Below are 15,561 nucleotides of genomic sequence, written 5' to 3' on the forward strand. Positions count from 1 at the left end.
TGGACAACAGCCGCTCGATACGGCGCACCCGATAGCGGACTGTGTTGGGGTGCACCTGCAGCCGGCTGGCGGCACCGGCGATGTCACCGAAGCAGTCCAGATATACCCGCAGCGTGTCGGCCAGCACCGGGTCCTGTGTGTTCAGCTCATGTATCCGTGGGTCGACCAGTCGTTCGTCGGCCCCGATCAGGGTGACGATTTCGTCGAGCAGCACCGCGGTGCGCGCTTCGGCCAGCGACGTCACCCGACCGAATGAGACCGGGTGGCGTTCGGCGCTGTCCAGCACCCGGTCCACCTCGATGCGGGCGGCGGGCACGGCAGCCAGACCGGGCACCGGCGCGGCGATGGCCGCGCGCAGTTCGACGTTCAACTCCGCCCGCAGCGCACTGATGGTGCCTCGCACCCAGGACGCGACCGACCGGGTCTTGGCGGTGTGCGGAAGCAACGCATAGATGCGTGAACCGTTCGACACCACCTGGGCATCGCGCCGAAAGGCACTGGCGCTCAACGCTACAACGTCGGCAAGCCGGGCCGGGCGATCGGCGCCGCCGATTGTGTCCCAGCCGATCAGCGCGCCGGTTCCGTCCGTCGGCAATCCGAGCTCGCGCGCGAGGCTCGATGCGTCGCCGGGCTCGCCCGGCATCAGTCCGAGGAGTTGCTGGACCTGCCGAACATGGGGGGACGGCCGGGCCGCGAGCCGGCCCATGATCCTGGCGGCCAGCACGGCGGCACCCCGCAACATCTCTTCGGCGTCGTCGGCCAGCGGCTGCGAACCCTGCTGCACCCAGATAGTGCCCGCGAACGTCGGCGGCTGCGACTGGTGGATACCGATCGCCACCCGGGGGCGCAAGCCCAGTTCGGGGCGTGCATCGACGCGCACGACGGCGCTACCGGCACGCAGTGCGTCGAAGATGCCCCATTGGCCGATCCACTGCAGATGCTCGGGCGGGCCGGCGCGGCCCAGGATGGACAGCCGCCGCAGCTCATCGGCCTCGTCGCTGGAAGCGGAGTAAGCCAACACATGGGACTGTGCGTCTTCGATGCTGACCATGCCGTGGATGCGGTCGGCCAGCGACTGGGCCAGTCCGAACAGGTCGGTGCCGGAGTCCTCGTGCTGGCCCGCGCGGTCCCCGTGGTGCTCCAAGACGTGATTGACCAGTTGATAGATCCGTTCCCAACGGGCCTGCGGCTCCACTGCGACCACCGCCGCGCCGGCCCGTGCCGCCTTGGTCACCAACTCATTCGAGGGCGTCTTGGCGAAGACCGCCACCGGGACGTTGACTTGTTTGCCGATCCAACGCACCGCCTCGTCGTCGCTCACGCCGACGAAGAAGAACACATCGGCCGAACCTGCCGCCCGTGCCAGGCCCAGGCGCAGGTCATCCGAGTCGATCAACGCGGCTGTGGCCACCGGGAGATCCAGCCCGCGGGGAGCCTGCACCAGGCTGACCATCGTCGCGTCCAGGGCGAGCAGCAACTGTCCCAGCCCGATACCTGCCATTTGTCGGATTCTACTAGCAAATTCGCAAGATATTGTCCGATCAGCCAATCGATCGCCGCGTCCGGCCGGGGATCCTGACGGAATGGACGCGATCACCCAGGTACCCCTCCCGGCCAACGAACGGGTTCACGATTACGCGCCGAACTCCGCGGAACGCGCCCGGCTGCGTACCGCACTGACCGATTTGGCCGACCATCCGATCGACCTGCCGCATGTCATCGGTGGCAAACACCGGATGGGCGAAGGCGAGCGCATCGACGTGGTACAGCCACATCGACATGCCGCCAAGCTGGGGACGCTCACCACTGCCGGGCATGCCGACGCGTCGGCAGCCATCGAGGCGGCGTGCGCCGCGAAGGCCGGGTGGGCGGAAACACCATTCGACGAACGCGCCGCGGTGTTTCTGCGGGCGGCCGACCTGCTTGCCGGGCCGTGGCGGGAGAAGATCGCGGCCGCCACCATGCTGGGTCAGTCGAAGTCGGTGTATCAGGCCGAGATCGACGCGCCGTGTGAGCAGATCGACTTCTGGCGGTTCAACGTCGCATTCGCCCGGCAGATCCTCGCGCAGCAGCCGATCAGCGGGCCGGGGGAGTGGAACCGCAGCGACTACCGCCCGTTGGACGGCTTCGTCTATGCGATCACCCCCTTCAACTTCACCTCCATCGCCGCCAATCTGCCTACGGCTCCGGCGCTGATGGGCAACACCGTGATTTGGAAGCCGTCGATCACGCAGACGCTGTCGGCCTACCTGACCATGCAACTGCTCGAGGCGGCCGGCTTGCCGCCCGGTGTGATCAACCTGCTCACCGGGGACGGCCTGGCGGTATCGGATGTCGCGCTGCGCGATCCGCGATTGGCCGGCATCCATTTCACCGGTTCGACGGCGACGTTTCAGCGGCTTTGGCAGCAGGTGGGCGCCAATATCGCCGGGTACCGGAGTTATCCGCGTCTGGTGGGTGAGACTGGTGGCAAGGACTTCGTCCTGGCGCACAGCTCGGCACGCCCGGATGTGTTGCTTACAGCGCTGATTCGCGGCGCGTTCGATTACCAGGGCCAGAAATGCTCGGCAGCGTCGAGGGCGTTCATCGCCCGTTCGGTGTGGCAGCGGATGGGCGACGAATTCCTTGGCGCGGTAGGCGCGTTGCGCTACGGCGACATCACCGACCTGTCCAACTTCGGTGGCGCCCTGATCGACCGGCGCGCCTTCATCAAGAACGTCGACGCCATCGAGCGGGCCAAGGGTGCCGCCGGCATCACCATCGCCGTCGGCGGCGAATACGACGACAGCGAGGGCTATTTCGTGCGTCCCACCGTCCTGCTGTCCGACGACCCGACCGACGAGGCGTTCGGCACCGAGTACTTCGGGCCGCTGCTGGCGGTGCACGTGTATCCCGACGACCAGTACGACCGGATCCTCGACGTGATCGACACCGGATCGCGCTATGCGTTGACCGGGGCGGTGATCGCCGATGACCGCCAGGCGGTGCTGACCGCCCAGCACCGGTTGCGTTTCGCCGCAGGCAATTTCTACGTCAACGACAAGCCGACCGGCGCCGTGGTGGGCCGTCAGCCGTTCGGCGGTTCACGCGGATCCGGCACCAACGACAAGGCCGGCTCACCGCTGAACCTGCTGCGCTGGACGTCGGCGCGGACGCTGAAGGAGACCTTCGTGCCGGCCACCGACCACACCTACCCGCATATGGCGGCACAGTGATGCCCGGGGTGTTCGCGCACACGCTGCGTCCGGCGATGCTGGCGGCCAGCCGGGCCGACGGGTTGCGCCGGGTGGTGGAACGCTCGACGCTGACTCGCCGGGTGGTGCGCAGGTTCGTTCCGGGTGACGGGCTGGACGCCGTTCTGGATGTTGTTGCCGCACTGCGTGATTCCGGTCGCTACATCAGCATCGACTACCTCGGCGAGAATGTCGTCGACGCCGACGACGCCGCGGCCACCGTGCGGGCATACCTCGATCTGCTCGACGCGCTGGGACGCCGCGGTGACTGCGTGTCCGACGGGGTGCGCCCGCTGGAGGTGTCACTCAAGCTGTCGGCGCTGGGTCAGTCACTGGATCGCGACGGCGACAAGATCGCGCTGGAGAACGCGCGCACCATCTGCGAGCGCGCCGAGGCCGTCGGAGCCTGGGTAACGGTGGACGCCGAGGACCACACCACGACCGATTCGACGCTGTCGATCTCGGGCGATCTGCGCGTCGATTTCCCTTGGCTGGGAACGGTGTTGCAGGCCTATTTGCGCCGAACCCGTGGTGACTGCGAGGAGTTGGCGTCGGTCGGGGCACGGGTCCGCCTGTGCAAGGGCGCCTACGACGAACCGGCTTCGGTGGCCTACCGGGCGGCCGGTGACGTCACTGATTCCTATCTGAGGTGCCTACGGGTGCTCTTCGCGGGTCGTGGCTATCCGATGGTGGCCTCACACGACCCGGCGATCATCCACGCCGTTTCCGGTCTTTCGCATGTATTCGGTCGCGATGACTTCGAGTACCAGATGTTGTACGGGATCCGAGACGACGAGCAGCTCCGGCTGGCCGAGGCGGGCAATAAGGTTCGGGTCTACGTGCCATTCGGCACCCAGTGGTACGGCTACTTCATGCGCCGGCTGGCCGAGCGGCCGGCGAACCTCGGCTTTTTCCTGCGGGCTTTGGCCGAACGAGGTCACTGATTGTGCTGCTGCGGCGCTGAAATCGTGATCTGGGCACCGTGACCGCACACTCGAAGCAGTAGCCGCACACTCGATGTGCACAAGCGCTTTCAACGTGGACGTAGGGCACCGCGGACCGGCCGTGGGCGATTGCTGCCGAAGCCGCGCACCACCCACGTGATCAACCCACACGACAACAGCATTGGATTTGACGAGTTTGTTGACTGGCTGATCGAGGCAGGTCATCCAATACACCGGATTGACGAATTTGCCGACTGGCGGAAGCGGATCGAGGCAGGATGGCCGCCGACGGGCTCGGGGTGATGGTGCATGGATCCGCTGGGCACCAGTGGAGTCCTCAGTCCATGACGAACCCGGCTTGGCGCTGCGCCTCGAGGATCTCCGGCACATGGGTCTCAGCCCACTCCCGCACAGCTTGGAGCGGCACCAAGAGGGAGCGGCCGAGCGGCGTTAGTGAGTACTCAACCCGCGGCGGATTCTCGTCAAAGTCGGTGCGGAGAACTAGCCCGTCAATCTCCAGGGCGCGCAACGTCTCCGTAAGGACTTTCGGCGTGATGCCCTTGATATACGTTTTGAGCTCGGTGAATCGCATGGTCCCATCGACGAGAGCGGTGACGACGAAGATCGTCCACCGAGCGCCGATGCGGTGAAGCACCGTGCGGCTCGGGCAGGTGGCCGCCATGACGTCGTATGCGTTGCCCATTGCGTCATACCTTCTACAGTCTTGCTGAATTGGCCAGTATCGAAACCATACCGCCGCTGCTGCGCGCCTCTAGAGTGGAGCTCCGGGCCGTGGCTCCGTGGCAACACGATGGAATTGGCTGATGTCGCCTCGCCTCCGACTACCTCACAATCGAAGGTCCCTGCCAACCCGAAAAAATCGCCGATGGCACGGCTCGTAGTCCGTTGTCAGGGCCGGTTTCGTTGAAGTTACCGGTATGGAAACCATACCGTCTGAGACTGCGAGGCCAGCTGGCCCGCGACGCATTGGAAACCAATCGCTATCAATGGAGCATGAATTGAGCAAAGAGCTGACTGGACAGACGGTCCTCGTCATCGGTGGGTCCAAGTACCTCGGTGAGGCAATCGCCCGCAAGGCTGCCGCCGCAGGTGCGGTGCCCGTGATCGGCGCACGTGAACTTCGAGATGCGTCGACCGTCGCCAGTGACCTGCCGGGTGGCATTGCGATTCGCATCGACGTCACAGACGAGGCGAGCATCGCCGCCGCCGCAAGAAAACTCGGCGGAGTGGATCACATTGTGATTACCGCTTCGGCTCACCACAACGTGCCGATTACTGAGCTGGAATCCGCCAAGATCATTTCCGCGTTCGAGGCAAAAGTATTCGGGGCGCTCCTCGTGGCGAAGCATTTCGCACCAATACTGCCGCCGAGCGGTTCAATTCTCTTATTCTCCGGCGTCGCTGCCTGGAAGCCCGCACCGCCTTACACGATCATGGGCGTAAGCAACGGCGCCGTCGCCTTCCTCGCCACCCATCTTGCGAAAGAACTCGCCCCGATCCGCGTCAATGCTATCTCGCCCGGCATCGTTGACTCCGGCACCTGGGATCGCCTGGGCAAAGAAACTAAGCAGGGCCTACTTGATGGCGTCGCGGCCTCCAATCTCGTTGGCCGCGCGGGACGCAGCGACGACATCGCGGACGCAGCTATGTGGCTACTGGGCGCCGGTTTCGTTTCCGGCGAGACCATTCACGTCGAAGGCGGAGCGAGGCACGCATGACATCGATTTCTGACGCGCTCTGATCTGATGAAACGCGTCAGGCGATTACGTTCGCAGCATGCACGTCGTCGGCGGCCGGGCCTCGATCTGCTCCATTGCCCACCCGTAGTCCGGCTTGCCGGCCGGGTGAGCTCTTCACCTCATCGGCGCGGCCGCGACCGTCGCGACTCGGCCGGCAGCAGGGCCTGAAGGTGTTCCCGGCGGTGGTAAAGCTGGGGCGTCCGGCAAACACGGCACACCCTGACATCGACCCGTTGTCAGCCAGGCCTGCCGGGGGCGCCTGCTGCCCCGTGGGTTCCAACTGCCCCGGGCGTTCCGGCTAGCCCGTCGGCGGCCTGCCCTCCGGCGCCGCCGCCGGCGCCGGCGACGCCACCGTTTCCGCCCGTGCCGCCAGTACCACCGGCGCCGCCGGCGCCGCCAGACCCGGTGGATCCCATACGGCCGAACAGTCCAGAGGCGCCGCCGGTGCCGCCACGTCCGCCGTCTCCGCCGTCCCCGCCGTCTCCGCCCGCTCCGCCGTCTCCGCCGTCTCCGCCGTCTCCGCCCTTGGCACCGTTGACGCCGGCGCCGCCGAGACCACCCGTGCCTCCCGTGGCGCCGGAAGCGCCGTTGCCGCCATTTCCCCCGGTTCCGCCGGTTCCGCCTGCACCGCCATCGCCGAATAGCCACCCGCCGTGACCACCTGCGCCGCCGGCTCCGCCGCTGGAACCGGCGCTGCCTGAGACGCCGGACCCGCCGGTGCCTCCGGTACCGCCGTTCCCGCCGGACGCATCGATTAGGTAGCCGGACCCGCCGACTCCACCTCGACCGCCGGCCGCGCCCGTCCCGCCGGGGCCGCCCGCCCCACCACCACCGCCCCCGCCAGCCTGGTACGAGCCGTTGCCTCCCACTCCACCGCCGACGCCACCGCCGGAGCCGCCAATGCCAGGAGAAGAGCCTCCGGCGCCCGGGTTTGCTCCACTACCGGCGGCGCCGGGGACGCCCCCAGCGCCGCCGTTCCCGCCGGACCCTTCGTCGCCTCCGCCGCCTCCGCCGCCTCCGCCTGACGTGCCGGCGGTACCCGCGCCGCCGGCACCGCCGGGTCCGCCGGGTGCACCGCTTCCACCGGCGCCGCCAGCGCCGCCGCCGCCCCCGGCACCGCCGTTGAAATTAGATGCGTCCCCGCCGTTCCCGCCTGCCGCGCCGGGCGCACCGGCGGCGCCTGCCCCGCCCGCTCCACCTCCTCCGCCACCGGTGTGCCCGGTAGCACTACCTTCGGTTCCGGCGGCGCCGACGCCCCCAGCGCCACCGGTTTGACCTGCGGTAGTGCCGTTTTGGCCGGACTGGCCACCGCCACCGGGTTGCGAAGCGTCGCTACCGGACTGGGCGGCCGGCCCGATGACGTTTTCGGTGGGGTTGAGCCCCGCAGTACCCGGGATGCCTGCCCCACCGTGCCCACCAGCTCCGCCGGCGCCGACCAGCAAGGCGTTGCCGCCCGCTCCACCGGTCTGCCCGATTCCACCTGCCCCGCCGGCACCACCATTGCCAATCACACCAGCGTCTCCGCCGCGGCCACCAATCTGCCCGACGCCCCCGGCCGCCCCCGCCCCGCCATTGCCGATCAGCCAGCCGCCGTCACCACCCCTACCTCCCGGGGTCGTCGCGTCCGCGCCGTTGCCCACGAGCGGACGACCGGTCAGGGTCTCAAACGGTGCATTGACCGCGTCAAGCGCTTGCCGTAACAGGAGCCGATTCGCCTCCTCGGCGGTGGCATATGAGCGCGCATCTGCGTTGAGGGTTGCGGCGAACTGGTCATGGAAGGCTGCGGCTTGTTTGCTCAGGCGGCAATAGTGCTGGGCGTGGCCTGAAAATATGTCGGCAATCTGAGCTGATACCTCATCTTGGGCCGCAGCTGTGATCGCAGTAATTTTACTAATTGAATTGGCGTGAACGGCGCTGAGCCGCGAACTGACACTTGCCAAATCCGTTGCCATGGTTTCAAGAATTTCCGGTGCAATGATGACGTAATTCACGGCAGCAACCTCCAGAGATTTTGACATTAGGTCGACCGGGGTCCGTATGGACGAATCTCGCCTCCGCTGGGCGAGATCCAGCGGTGCTTTGGTGCTGTCGAGCCGTTCGATCGGTGAATACCAGTTCGTTCGGGCCGGCGCTGTCAACGCCGGACAAGCCAACGGTCGCCGCGAGCGAGAAGATTGGCCGAGCGGCCGTTTCTTTCTCAGGGCACTGGCGCATTGGACGTCCGCTGACGGCGATTGGTGTTGGCGGTGAACGCCTTGGAAGAGGTTGCGCCACCAGGTTTGTCAAACCTTCTTCGCGGGCGCGCCCACGCCACCCGCTCCTGAAATTCCGCCGGCACCACCTTGACCGCTGACCGGGGGTTGTCCGGGTCCACCAAGTTGACCCAGTTCCCCTAAACCGTGGGCGCTTGTTCCGCCGCGGCCGCCGTTGCCGCCGTGGCCGCCAGTGCCGCCGCTGACACCGTTTCCCCCGCTGCCGCCGGTTCCGCCGGGACCGCCGTCAGCGCCGGGTTGATCGACCACGTGGGTGGTGCCGCCCGCACCGCCGTTGCCGCCGGTTCCCCCATCTCCGCCGTTTCCACTGTCGACGCCACCATCGCCGCCGTTGCCGCCGGAACCGCCTGCGCCGCCCATGGTGGCCGCACCGGTGACAATGTTGCTAGTGCCGGCGGTGCCGAAGCCGCCGTTGCCGCCCGTGCCGCCGTTGCCGACCCGCCCGCCGTCACCGCCTCTTCCGCCAGCGCCGCCGCTGTTGCCAGCGCCAGTCGCATTGGCGCCGTTGCCGCCGTTTCCGCCGTTGCCGCCGCTGGTGAACGACGCCCCTGATACGCCGGCCGCGCCTTTCACCAGCCCGTTGCCGCCGTTGCCGCCGGTGCCGCCGGCCCCCGGGTCACCCCCGTGGCCGCCCGCCCCCCCGGCGCCATTGTTCACACCTGTCTGCCCTTGGGCGCCGTCGCCGCCGTTCCCGGCGGCCCCGCCGTGGCCGCCAGCGCCGCCACCGCCGCCGGCGCCCCCTTTGCCTGCCAGACCAGTAGCGGCGAGCGCGGCACCGCCGGTCCCGGCGTTACCTCCGATCCCGCCGGCGCCACCTTTACCACCGGATCCGCCGTCCCCGCCGGCGCCGTAATTGACCAGTGCCTGACCCGACGCACCATCAACACCGTTTCCGCCGAATCCGCCACCTCCGCCGGCCCCACCGTCACCGCCGGCTCCGCCGTTGCCTCCGAGCTTCCCACCGCTACCGCCGGCCCCGCCGGGGCCGCCCGCCCCGCCTGTTCCTCCATCGCTACCCGACTGCCCGGGAGCTGAGCCACCCACACCGGCGGCACCGGCTGACCCGGTACCACCCGTACCACCGGCACCGCCATTGCCGAACGCTCCGCCTTCACCGCCCCGGCCACCGACTCCGCTCTTGAAGGCGTTTCCTACGCCATCAGCGCCGGCGCCGCCCACACCGCCGTCACCGCCGCTGGTGAACGAACCCCCAGCGGCGCCAACCGCACCTTGAACCGATCCGCTGCCACCGTGACCGCCGGCGCCACCAACGCCCGGGTCACCTCCGTGCCCGCCGGCGCCCCCGGCGCCTTTGTTGACGCCCTGCTGACCGTCCGCACCTGCGCCGCCGTCACCGGCAGCCCCCCCGTGGCCCCCCGAACCGCCTGCGCCACCCGCGCCCTGACTGCCGTTGTGACCCGAGGCCGCCAAGGCGGCGCCGCCGGCACCTCCGTCGCCACCAGCGCCGGCCATCCCGCCTTTTCCGCCCGAGCCGCCGTCCCCACCGGCACCGTTGTTAATGAGCGCCTGCCCGGAGGCGCCGCCAGCACCGCCGCCTCCGTCGCCGCCGGCTCCACCGGCTCCACCAGTCCCACCGTTTCCGCCGTCACCGGCCAGGCGCCCGCCGCTGCCGCCCGCTCCGCCAGCTCCACCATCCCGACCCGCTCCGCCATCGGTGCCCGACTGGCCGGCGGCCGACCCACTGACTCCGGCGGCACCCGCAGCCCCGGCCCCACCGGCCCCGCCGTTGCCACCGTTGCCAACAGCTCCGGCGTCCCCACCACGTCCGCCGACTCCACCGTTGATCTGACTTCCCGCCGCGGCGTCGGCACCGGCTCCCCCCACGCCCCCATTGCCGCCGCTGGTGATCGACGACCCCGGGGCGCCGACGGTTCCTTGAACCAGACCATTTCCGCCCTGACCGCCGACGCCGGCGGCGCCGGGGTCACCTCCGTGACCGCCCGGACCCCCAGCCCCCGCAAGCTGACCAAGGCTTCCGTTGCCGCCGGCGCCACCGTCTCCGGGTGACCCGGCGTTGCCACCGATTCCGCCGGAACCACCGGTACCTAAGGCTCCGAACTGGCCGAAGACGCCGCCTGCTCCGCCAGCTCCGCCGTCTCCACCGGCACCGCCGGCACCGGCGTCACCACCGGCACCACCAACACCGCCGGCACCGGCTGTCGGGTAGCTGGTACCCCCGACCCCCCCGACACCCCCGGTCCCGCCGGCACCTCCTGCGCCACCCGCTCCGCCGGCGCCTCCCGCGCCCCCGTTGCCGTACAACCAGCCGCCTCGTCCCCCTGGGCCACCATGACCACCGATGCCCCCGGCACCACCGGTCCCGCCGGCGGCTCCGGCGCCGCCGTCGGACCCGTTGACGCCCGGCGCTCCCGCACTGCCCGCCGACCCGGCCAATCCGTGGCCGCCGGCTCCGCCCACGCCACCGGCGCCGCCGGATCCAAAGAGCATCGCGTGACCTCCCGGACCCCCCGCACCTCCCACGCCTCCACCGACGCCAGAACCTCCGGCGCCTCCAGCGCCGCCCCAGCCGATTAGGCCGGCGCCACCGCCGCGCCCGCCAGCTTGGCCCGCCGCACCCGAGCCTCCCGCCCCACCGTTGCCGATCAGCCAGCCACCATCATCGCCGGCGGCGCCGCTCCCCGGAAGCGCGTCGGCGCCGTTACCTATCAATGGACGCCCGGTCAGCGCCTTCACCGGCGAGAGCCACTGCGCGCTTGATGCTTCGTCCAGCAGAGAGCCCAATACCGACACGTTTGTCGCTTCAGCAACGGCATAGGCCCTTCCTGCCGCCGCGAAATTCTGCGCGAGCTGTTCGCCCCACACGGAGGATGCAGCGCTGAGTTGTTGAAACTGCTGGGCGTAGATGCCGAAGAACGACGTGATGGCCGCCGACACCTCATCTACAGCTGGAGCCGTCACGCCTACGGTTGCCGCCGCCGCCAGGGCGGCAGCCTGCTTCACCTGCGCATTGATCTCAGCCACGTCAATCGCACTTGTTGCCAGTGCGTCGGGTGTCACCACTAATTTTGGTTTGAGCGACCATGCAGTCAGGGATTCTGTACCCACCTTGCACTCCGTCCGATTGATAGCGGTCCTTGTTGCGTATTCGGTGAATTAATGGCGGTGTGACATTAAACGAGGTAATTCAGAACTTCCTGGGTTGCTGGCCTTCTTCACTAGAGATGTGTGCGACGGGGGAGCGGGCAAGGTCCATTCAGCCCGCTGACAAGTTTCTCTGTACGCCCGCCCATGGTCCGCACCCGCTGGCCAAATTGCGCAAGCGCGAGCTCGAAACAGTCTCGGGAGAAGTCCGGCCACAACTCGTTCACGAACAGCAACTCCGAGTAGGAGGAATGCCACGTAAATCCGTTGGACAAGCGATGCTCGCCGCCGGTGCGGATAATGAAGTCGATGTCTAACATCTCCGGTGCGTAAAGTAGCTGTCGGAATTCTTCTTCGCCGCTGCCGATGTAACATTTTGCGGCGTCCAACAATTCTTGGCGGCCGCCATAGTTGAGCCCGACGAACAGGGTCATCCGGGTGTTGTGTGCGGTGGCTGCCGCTAAGTCGTCCAATGCATCGAGCACTGGTTCTGGCAGTCCACTGCGTGAGCCCAAATGGCAGATGCGGACGCCGAGTGGCGCCAGAGCCTCCACGGCACGGGGAAAGTGAGTTGCGAACAAGTTCATCAAGTCGTCGACTTCGGCGGCGGGACGCGTCCAGTTCTCTGCGGAAAAGCCGAACAGGGAAAGCTGCTCAATACCTAGTTCGCATGCATCTCGTGCGCGAGCGATCCCGACAGCAAGTCCGGCAAGATGACCTTCGATCGTTGTGAGGCCATTCAAGTCGGCCCAACGCGCGTTGCCATCAGGTATCAGGGCCACCGTGCGTGGCAAAATTGCCGTTGCCATATTTGGCGTACGTTTAGTGATCTGCTTCATGAAAGGTCCCCATTGGCATCAATTCTGTAATCCGGTCCACGTATTCACGATCGACTTCTCGTATCGATGGCCCTCGCAATCTGCTTTTTCAAGGAAACGCACGAAGCTGGGTCGGGGTTGACCGAATCAGCCTGTGCCGGGCCGGCCACTTTTGCCGTTTGTTCCGCCCGGACCTGCGGCGCCCCCGGCACCGCCGGTTCCGCCGTGGCGGCTGCCCGAAAACGCTGTAGCGTCACCGCCGTTGCCGCCGTCACCGCCGTTGGCGCCGAAACCCGTCGCGTCGCCACCGTCACCGCCGTCACCACCGGTGGCGCTGCCGAAGTTCGTGCTGGCGTTGCCCCCGTTGCCACCGTCACCGCCATTGCCGACCGAGCCGCCATTGCCGCCGCGGCCACCGCTACCGCCGTGGGCGGCCCCATTGGAGAGGTGAGCCGCGAACCCATCACCGCCGGTGCCGCCGTCGCCGCCGGAGCCGACCGCTGCGCCGTGAAGTCCCCCGGTCCCGGCCTTGCCGCCGCTTCCCCCGATGCCGGCAGTGCCGCCGGCGCCGCCGTGACCCGGGCCGCCGGGATTACCGCCCCTGCCGCCGGCCCCGCCGTCGACGTGCCCGCTATCCCCATTTCCGCCATCGCCGCCGTCACCCGGCGCCCCAGCGTCACCACCGGTGCCCCCTGCTCCGCCGTTGCCATTGACCCCCAACGCTCCGCCCTTGCCGCCGACCCCACCCGTTCCTCCGGCCCCGCCGTTGCCACCGTCGCCGCCCGTTCCACCCGTGCCGCCCGCGGTCGTCGCGGCCGCGCCGTCGATTCCGTCACCCCCGGTCCCACCGTGACCGGCGTTGCCGCCGTTGCCACCGTTGCCCGATGCCGCCAACGCGTCGCCACCATTCCCGCCGGCTCCGCCGGTGCCCCCGACCGAGCCGTTACGCGGGGTGTCGATTACCGAGACGACATCGCTGCCGAAATTGGTCACGTAGACCGAGCCGTCACCGCCGACCGCGACGGAATAGGGGTCATCAAAGCCGGCGAGTGTGGCGATAATTTCGTTGTTGCCGGTGTCGACGACCGCCACCGAGCTGCCGCCCGGATCGGTCAACACGTAGAGCCGAGTGCCGTCCTGGCAGATTGCCAAGTCCCACGGTCCGTGTTGCAACTGGACGGTGGCCGTGACGCTGTTTGTGGCGGTCGTGATGACCGATACCGTGTTGTTGAGGGCGTTGCTGACGTAGACGTGAGTGCCGTCAGGGCTGACTGCCACGCCAGTCGGATAGGTGCCGACAGCGATCGTTCCGGTCACAGTGTTGGTGCTGGTGTCGATCACCGAAACGCTGTTGCTAAACGCGTTGGCAACGTAGATGCGAGTGCCGTCGGCGCTGACTGCCACTCCCAGCGGTCCTGGCTGCACCTGGACGGTGGCAGTGGTGCTGTTGTCGGCAGTGTTGATCACCGAGACGGTGTGATCCTGATTGTTGGTGACGTAGATCCGGGTGCCGTCGGGGCTGACTGCCACGCCCCTCGGGAAAGCGCCGACAGCGATCGTTCCAGTCACGGTGTTGGTGGCGGCGTTGATGACCGACACCGTGTTACTGCCGGCGTTGGCGACGTAGACGTGGGTGCCGTCGGGACTGACCGTCAGGCCGGTCGGATCGGCCAGGCCGCCGATCGTGGCGGCAATGGTATTGCTGGCGGTGTCGATCACCGACACTGAGCCGCTGTTCAGGTTGGCGACGTAGGCATGGGTGCCGTCGGGGCTGAGCGCCACACCGGTTGGCGAGTTGAAGCCGGTGATGTTGGCGACGACCGCCAGGGAATTGCTGGTGCCGGCGGCCCCGGTTCCGCCGTCGCCGCCGCTACCGCCATCGCCTCCGTTCCCGGAGACCCTTCCGCTGCTGCCTCCGTCCCCACCGCGACCCCCGGCGCCGCTGGCGCTGGTTGCGTCAGCATGACCGCCGACTCCGCCGTCACCGCCACGCCCGCCGTTACCAACCGCTCCGCCGTCGCCACCCTTTCCGCCGTTGCCGCCATCGACGCCCGGCGCGGCGGGACTGTAGCCGTCGCCGCCTGCGCCACCGTCGCCGCCGCTGCCGGCCGCGCTTCCGGATCGGCCGTGCGCACCGGCGGTGGATCCGCTCCCACCGTCACCGCCCGTGCCGCCAGCGCCCGGGTCGCCGCCATTCCCGCCCTTGCCGCCGTCGGGGCTGCCGGCATCGCCCGCGGCGCCGACACCGCCTCTGCCGCCCTCGGCGCCAACGCCCCCGGAGCCACCGGTCCCGCCCGCGCCATCGACGCCGGCGTGGCCGAACAAGCCTTTCGCTCCGGCAGTTCCGCCGTTGCCGCCATCGCCGCCATCACCGCCCCTGCCGCCGTCACTGCCGTCGAAACCGTCGCTACCGGCTGCGACTCCGGGCGACCCGTCGGCGCCGCGGGCACCGATTCCGCCGGAACCACCGTTGCCGCCGTCGCCGCCGTTGCCGCCGTCGCCGAATATCCGTCCGCCCGCGCCGCCGGACCCACCGGATCCGCCGCCGCCGCCTTGACCGCCGGGATCGCCAGCGCCGTGGTGGACACCGGTCGCGTCGGTGCCGAGGCCGCCGTGACCACCGGTGCCGCCGTTGCCGCCGTTGCCATAGACGAATCCGGCGGTGCCGCCGTCGCCGCCGTTGCCGCCGGTGGCCCCAGCGCTGACGCCGCCGGCCCCGCCAAGGCCACCGTTACCGAGTAACCAGGCGTGGCCGCCCGCGCCGCCGACGCCACCGGCCCCCAGTAAGCCGGTGGCCGCACCGCCCGCGCCCCCGCTTCCGCCGGCACCGAACAGCCAGCCCCCGGTACCCCCAGCGCCACCGGCACCGCCGTTGCCGGTCGACGATGCGCCGCCGGCCCCGCCCGCGCCGCCCTGACCGATCAGGCCGGCACTACCGCCGCCACCGCCGGTTTGTCCGGCCGCACCCGAGCCGCCGGCACCGCCGTTTCCCCACAGCAGACCGCCGTCGCCGCCCGCCGACCCGGTTCCGTCTAATCCGTTGGCGCCGTTGCCGATCAGAGGACGTCCCAATAGGTGCTCGGTGGGCGCATTGACCAGAGCGAACATCGCCTGCAGAGGCGATGTGTTGAAAGTTTCGGCTTGTGCGTATGGGCCGCCGGCGGCGGACAAGGCCTGGACGAATTGGTCATAGGAGGATTCGACGCGTGCGGTGAGGGCCTGAAAGTCCCGCGCGTGACCGCTGAGGAATGCGGCGACGGCCTCGGAGACCTCGTCTTGTGCTGCCGCCGCGAGGTTGGCGGTAGGTCCCGCCGCGACCGCATTGGCCGCGGCGATCATCGAACCGAGATCTTTCAGACCGGAGGCTGCGGCGCTCAGCGCCCCGGGCGACGCGATCACGTACGACATAT

General features: G+C 68.7%; 9 protein-coding genes and 1 pseudogene. 4 read left to right on the top strand and 6 right to left on the bottom strand.

The features are described 5' to 3' along the window. The coding region (locus AC5Y7D_RS22810; RefSeq protein WP_499927956.1) for a PucR family transcriptional regulator at nucleotides 1-1,501 on the bottom strand (1,501 nt) is incomplete at its 3' end. An 82-nt stretch (nucleotides 1,502-1,583) separates the two neighbouring features. Between AC5Y7D_RS22810 and pruA the strand changes: the two genes are divergently transcribed. The 3 genes and pseudogenes from pruA to AC5Y7D_RS22825 all read left to right on the top strand — a co-directional run. Next, entirely contained in the window at nucleotides 1,584-3,215 is a 1,632-nt protein-coding gene (gene pruA / locus AC5Y7D_RS22815) for an L-glutamate gamma-semialdehyde dehydrogenase (RefSeq protein WP_499927957.1), read from the top strand. Continuing rightward, nucleotides 3,215-4,177 (top strand): proline dehydrogenase family protein, encoded by a 963-nt coding sequence (locus AC5Y7D_RS22820; RefSeq protein ID WP_499927959.1) that lies wholly within the window; start codon nucleotides 3,215-3,217, stop codon nucleotides 4,175-4,177. Before pruA ends, AC5Y7D_RS22820 begins: the two co-directional genes overlap by 1 nt. Before the next feature lie 147 nt (nucleotides 4,178-4,324). Then, nucleotides 4,325-4,453 (top strand): annotated as a pseudogene (locus tag AC5Y7D_RS22825) (hypothetical protein); the annotation flags it as partial. 61 nt (nucleotides 4,454-4,514) lie between these two features. Here AC5Y7D_RS22825 and AC5Y7D_RS22830 read toward each other — a convergent pair. Further along, complete coding sequence (locus AC5Y7D_RS22830; RefSeq protein WP_499927961.1) at nucleotides 4,515-4,880, bottom strand: winged helix-turn-helix transcriptional regulator; 366 nt, start codon at nucleotides 4,878-4,880, stop codon at nucleotides 4,515-4,517. A 316-nt stretch (nucleotides 4,881-5,196) separates the two neighbouring features. On the opposite strand from AC5Y7D_RS22830, the gene AC5Y7D_RS22835 reads away from it, so the two are divergent. Continuing rightward, on the top strand, nucleotides 5,197-5,916 hold the full coding sequence (locus AC5Y7D_RS22835) for an SDR family oxidoreductase (RefSeq protein ID WP_499927962.1): 720 nt from the start codon (nucleotides 5,197-5,199) through the stop codon (nucleotides 5,914-5,916). A 257-nt stretch (nucleotides 5,917-6,173) separates the two neighbouring features. Here the strand turns inward: AC5Y7D_RS22835 and AC5Y7D_RS22840 are convergent, their stop codons facing one another. The 4 genes from AC5Y7D_RS22840 to AC5Y7D_RS22855 all read right to left on the bottom strand — a co-directional run bounded on the left by AC5Y7D_RS22840 (nucleotide 6,174) and on the right by AC5Y7D_RS22855 (nucleotide 15,559). Next, nucleotides 6,174-7,955, bottom strand: a complete 1,782-nt coding sequence (locus AC5Y7D_RS22840) for a PE family protein (protein WP_499927964.1) — start codon at nucleotides 7,953-7,955, stop codon at nucleotides 6,174-6,176. A gap of 264 nt (nucleotides 7,956-8,219) precedes the next feature. Next, nucleotides 8,220-11,213, bottom strand: coding sequence for a PE family protein (locus AC5Y7D_RS22845; RefSeq protein ID WP_499927966.1), 2,994 nt, complete (start codon nucleotides 11,211-11,213; stop codon nucleotides 8,220-8,222). Nucleotides 11,214-11,407: 194 nt separating this feature from the next. Then, nucleotides 11,408-12,172, bottom strand: coding sequence for a polyprenyl diphosphate synthase (uppS, locus tag AC5Y7D_RS22850; RefSeq protein WP_499927968.1), 765 nt, complete (start codon nucleotides 12,170-12,172; stop codon nucleotides 11,408-11,410). A 126-nt stretch (nucleotides 12,173-12,298) separates the two neighbouring features. Then, complete coding sequence (locus AC5Y7D_RS22855; protein WP_499927970.1) at nucleotides 12,299-15,559, bottom strand: PE domain-containing protein; 3,261 nt, start codon at nucleotides 15,557-15,559, stop codon at nucleotides 12,299-12,301. Between the last annotated feature and the right edge of the window lie 2 nt (nucleotides 15,560-15,561).

Source organism: Mycobacterium sp. NGS49 (assembly GCF_059812565.1).

Bases quoted from the DNA above. Each gene is read 5' to 3' on its own strand.
- pruA (WP_499927957.1), top strand. From the start codon at position 1,584: ATGGACGCGATCACCCAGGTACCCCTCCCGGCCAACGAACGGGTTCAC.
- AC5Y7D_RS22820 (WP_499927959.1), top strand. From the start codon at position 3,215: ATGCCCGGGGTGTTCGCGCACACGCTGCGTCCGGCGATGCTGGCGGCC.
- AC5Y7D_RS22830 (WP_499927961.1), bottom strand. From the start codon at position 4,880: ATGGGCAACGCATACGACGTCATGGCGGCCACCTGCCCGAGCCGCACG.
- AC5Y7D_RS22840 (WP_499927964.1), bottom strand. From the start codon at position 7,955: ATGTCAAAATCTCTGGAGGTTGCTGCCGTGAATTACGTCATCATTGCA.
- uppS (WP_499927968.1), bottom strand. From the start codon at position 12,172: ATGAAGCAGATCACTAAACGTACGCCAAATATGGCAACGGCAATTTTG.
- AC5Y7D_RS22855 (WP_499927970.1), bottom strand. From the start codon at position 15,559: ATGTCGTACGTGATCGCGTCGCCCGGGGCGCTGAGCGCCGCAGCCTCC.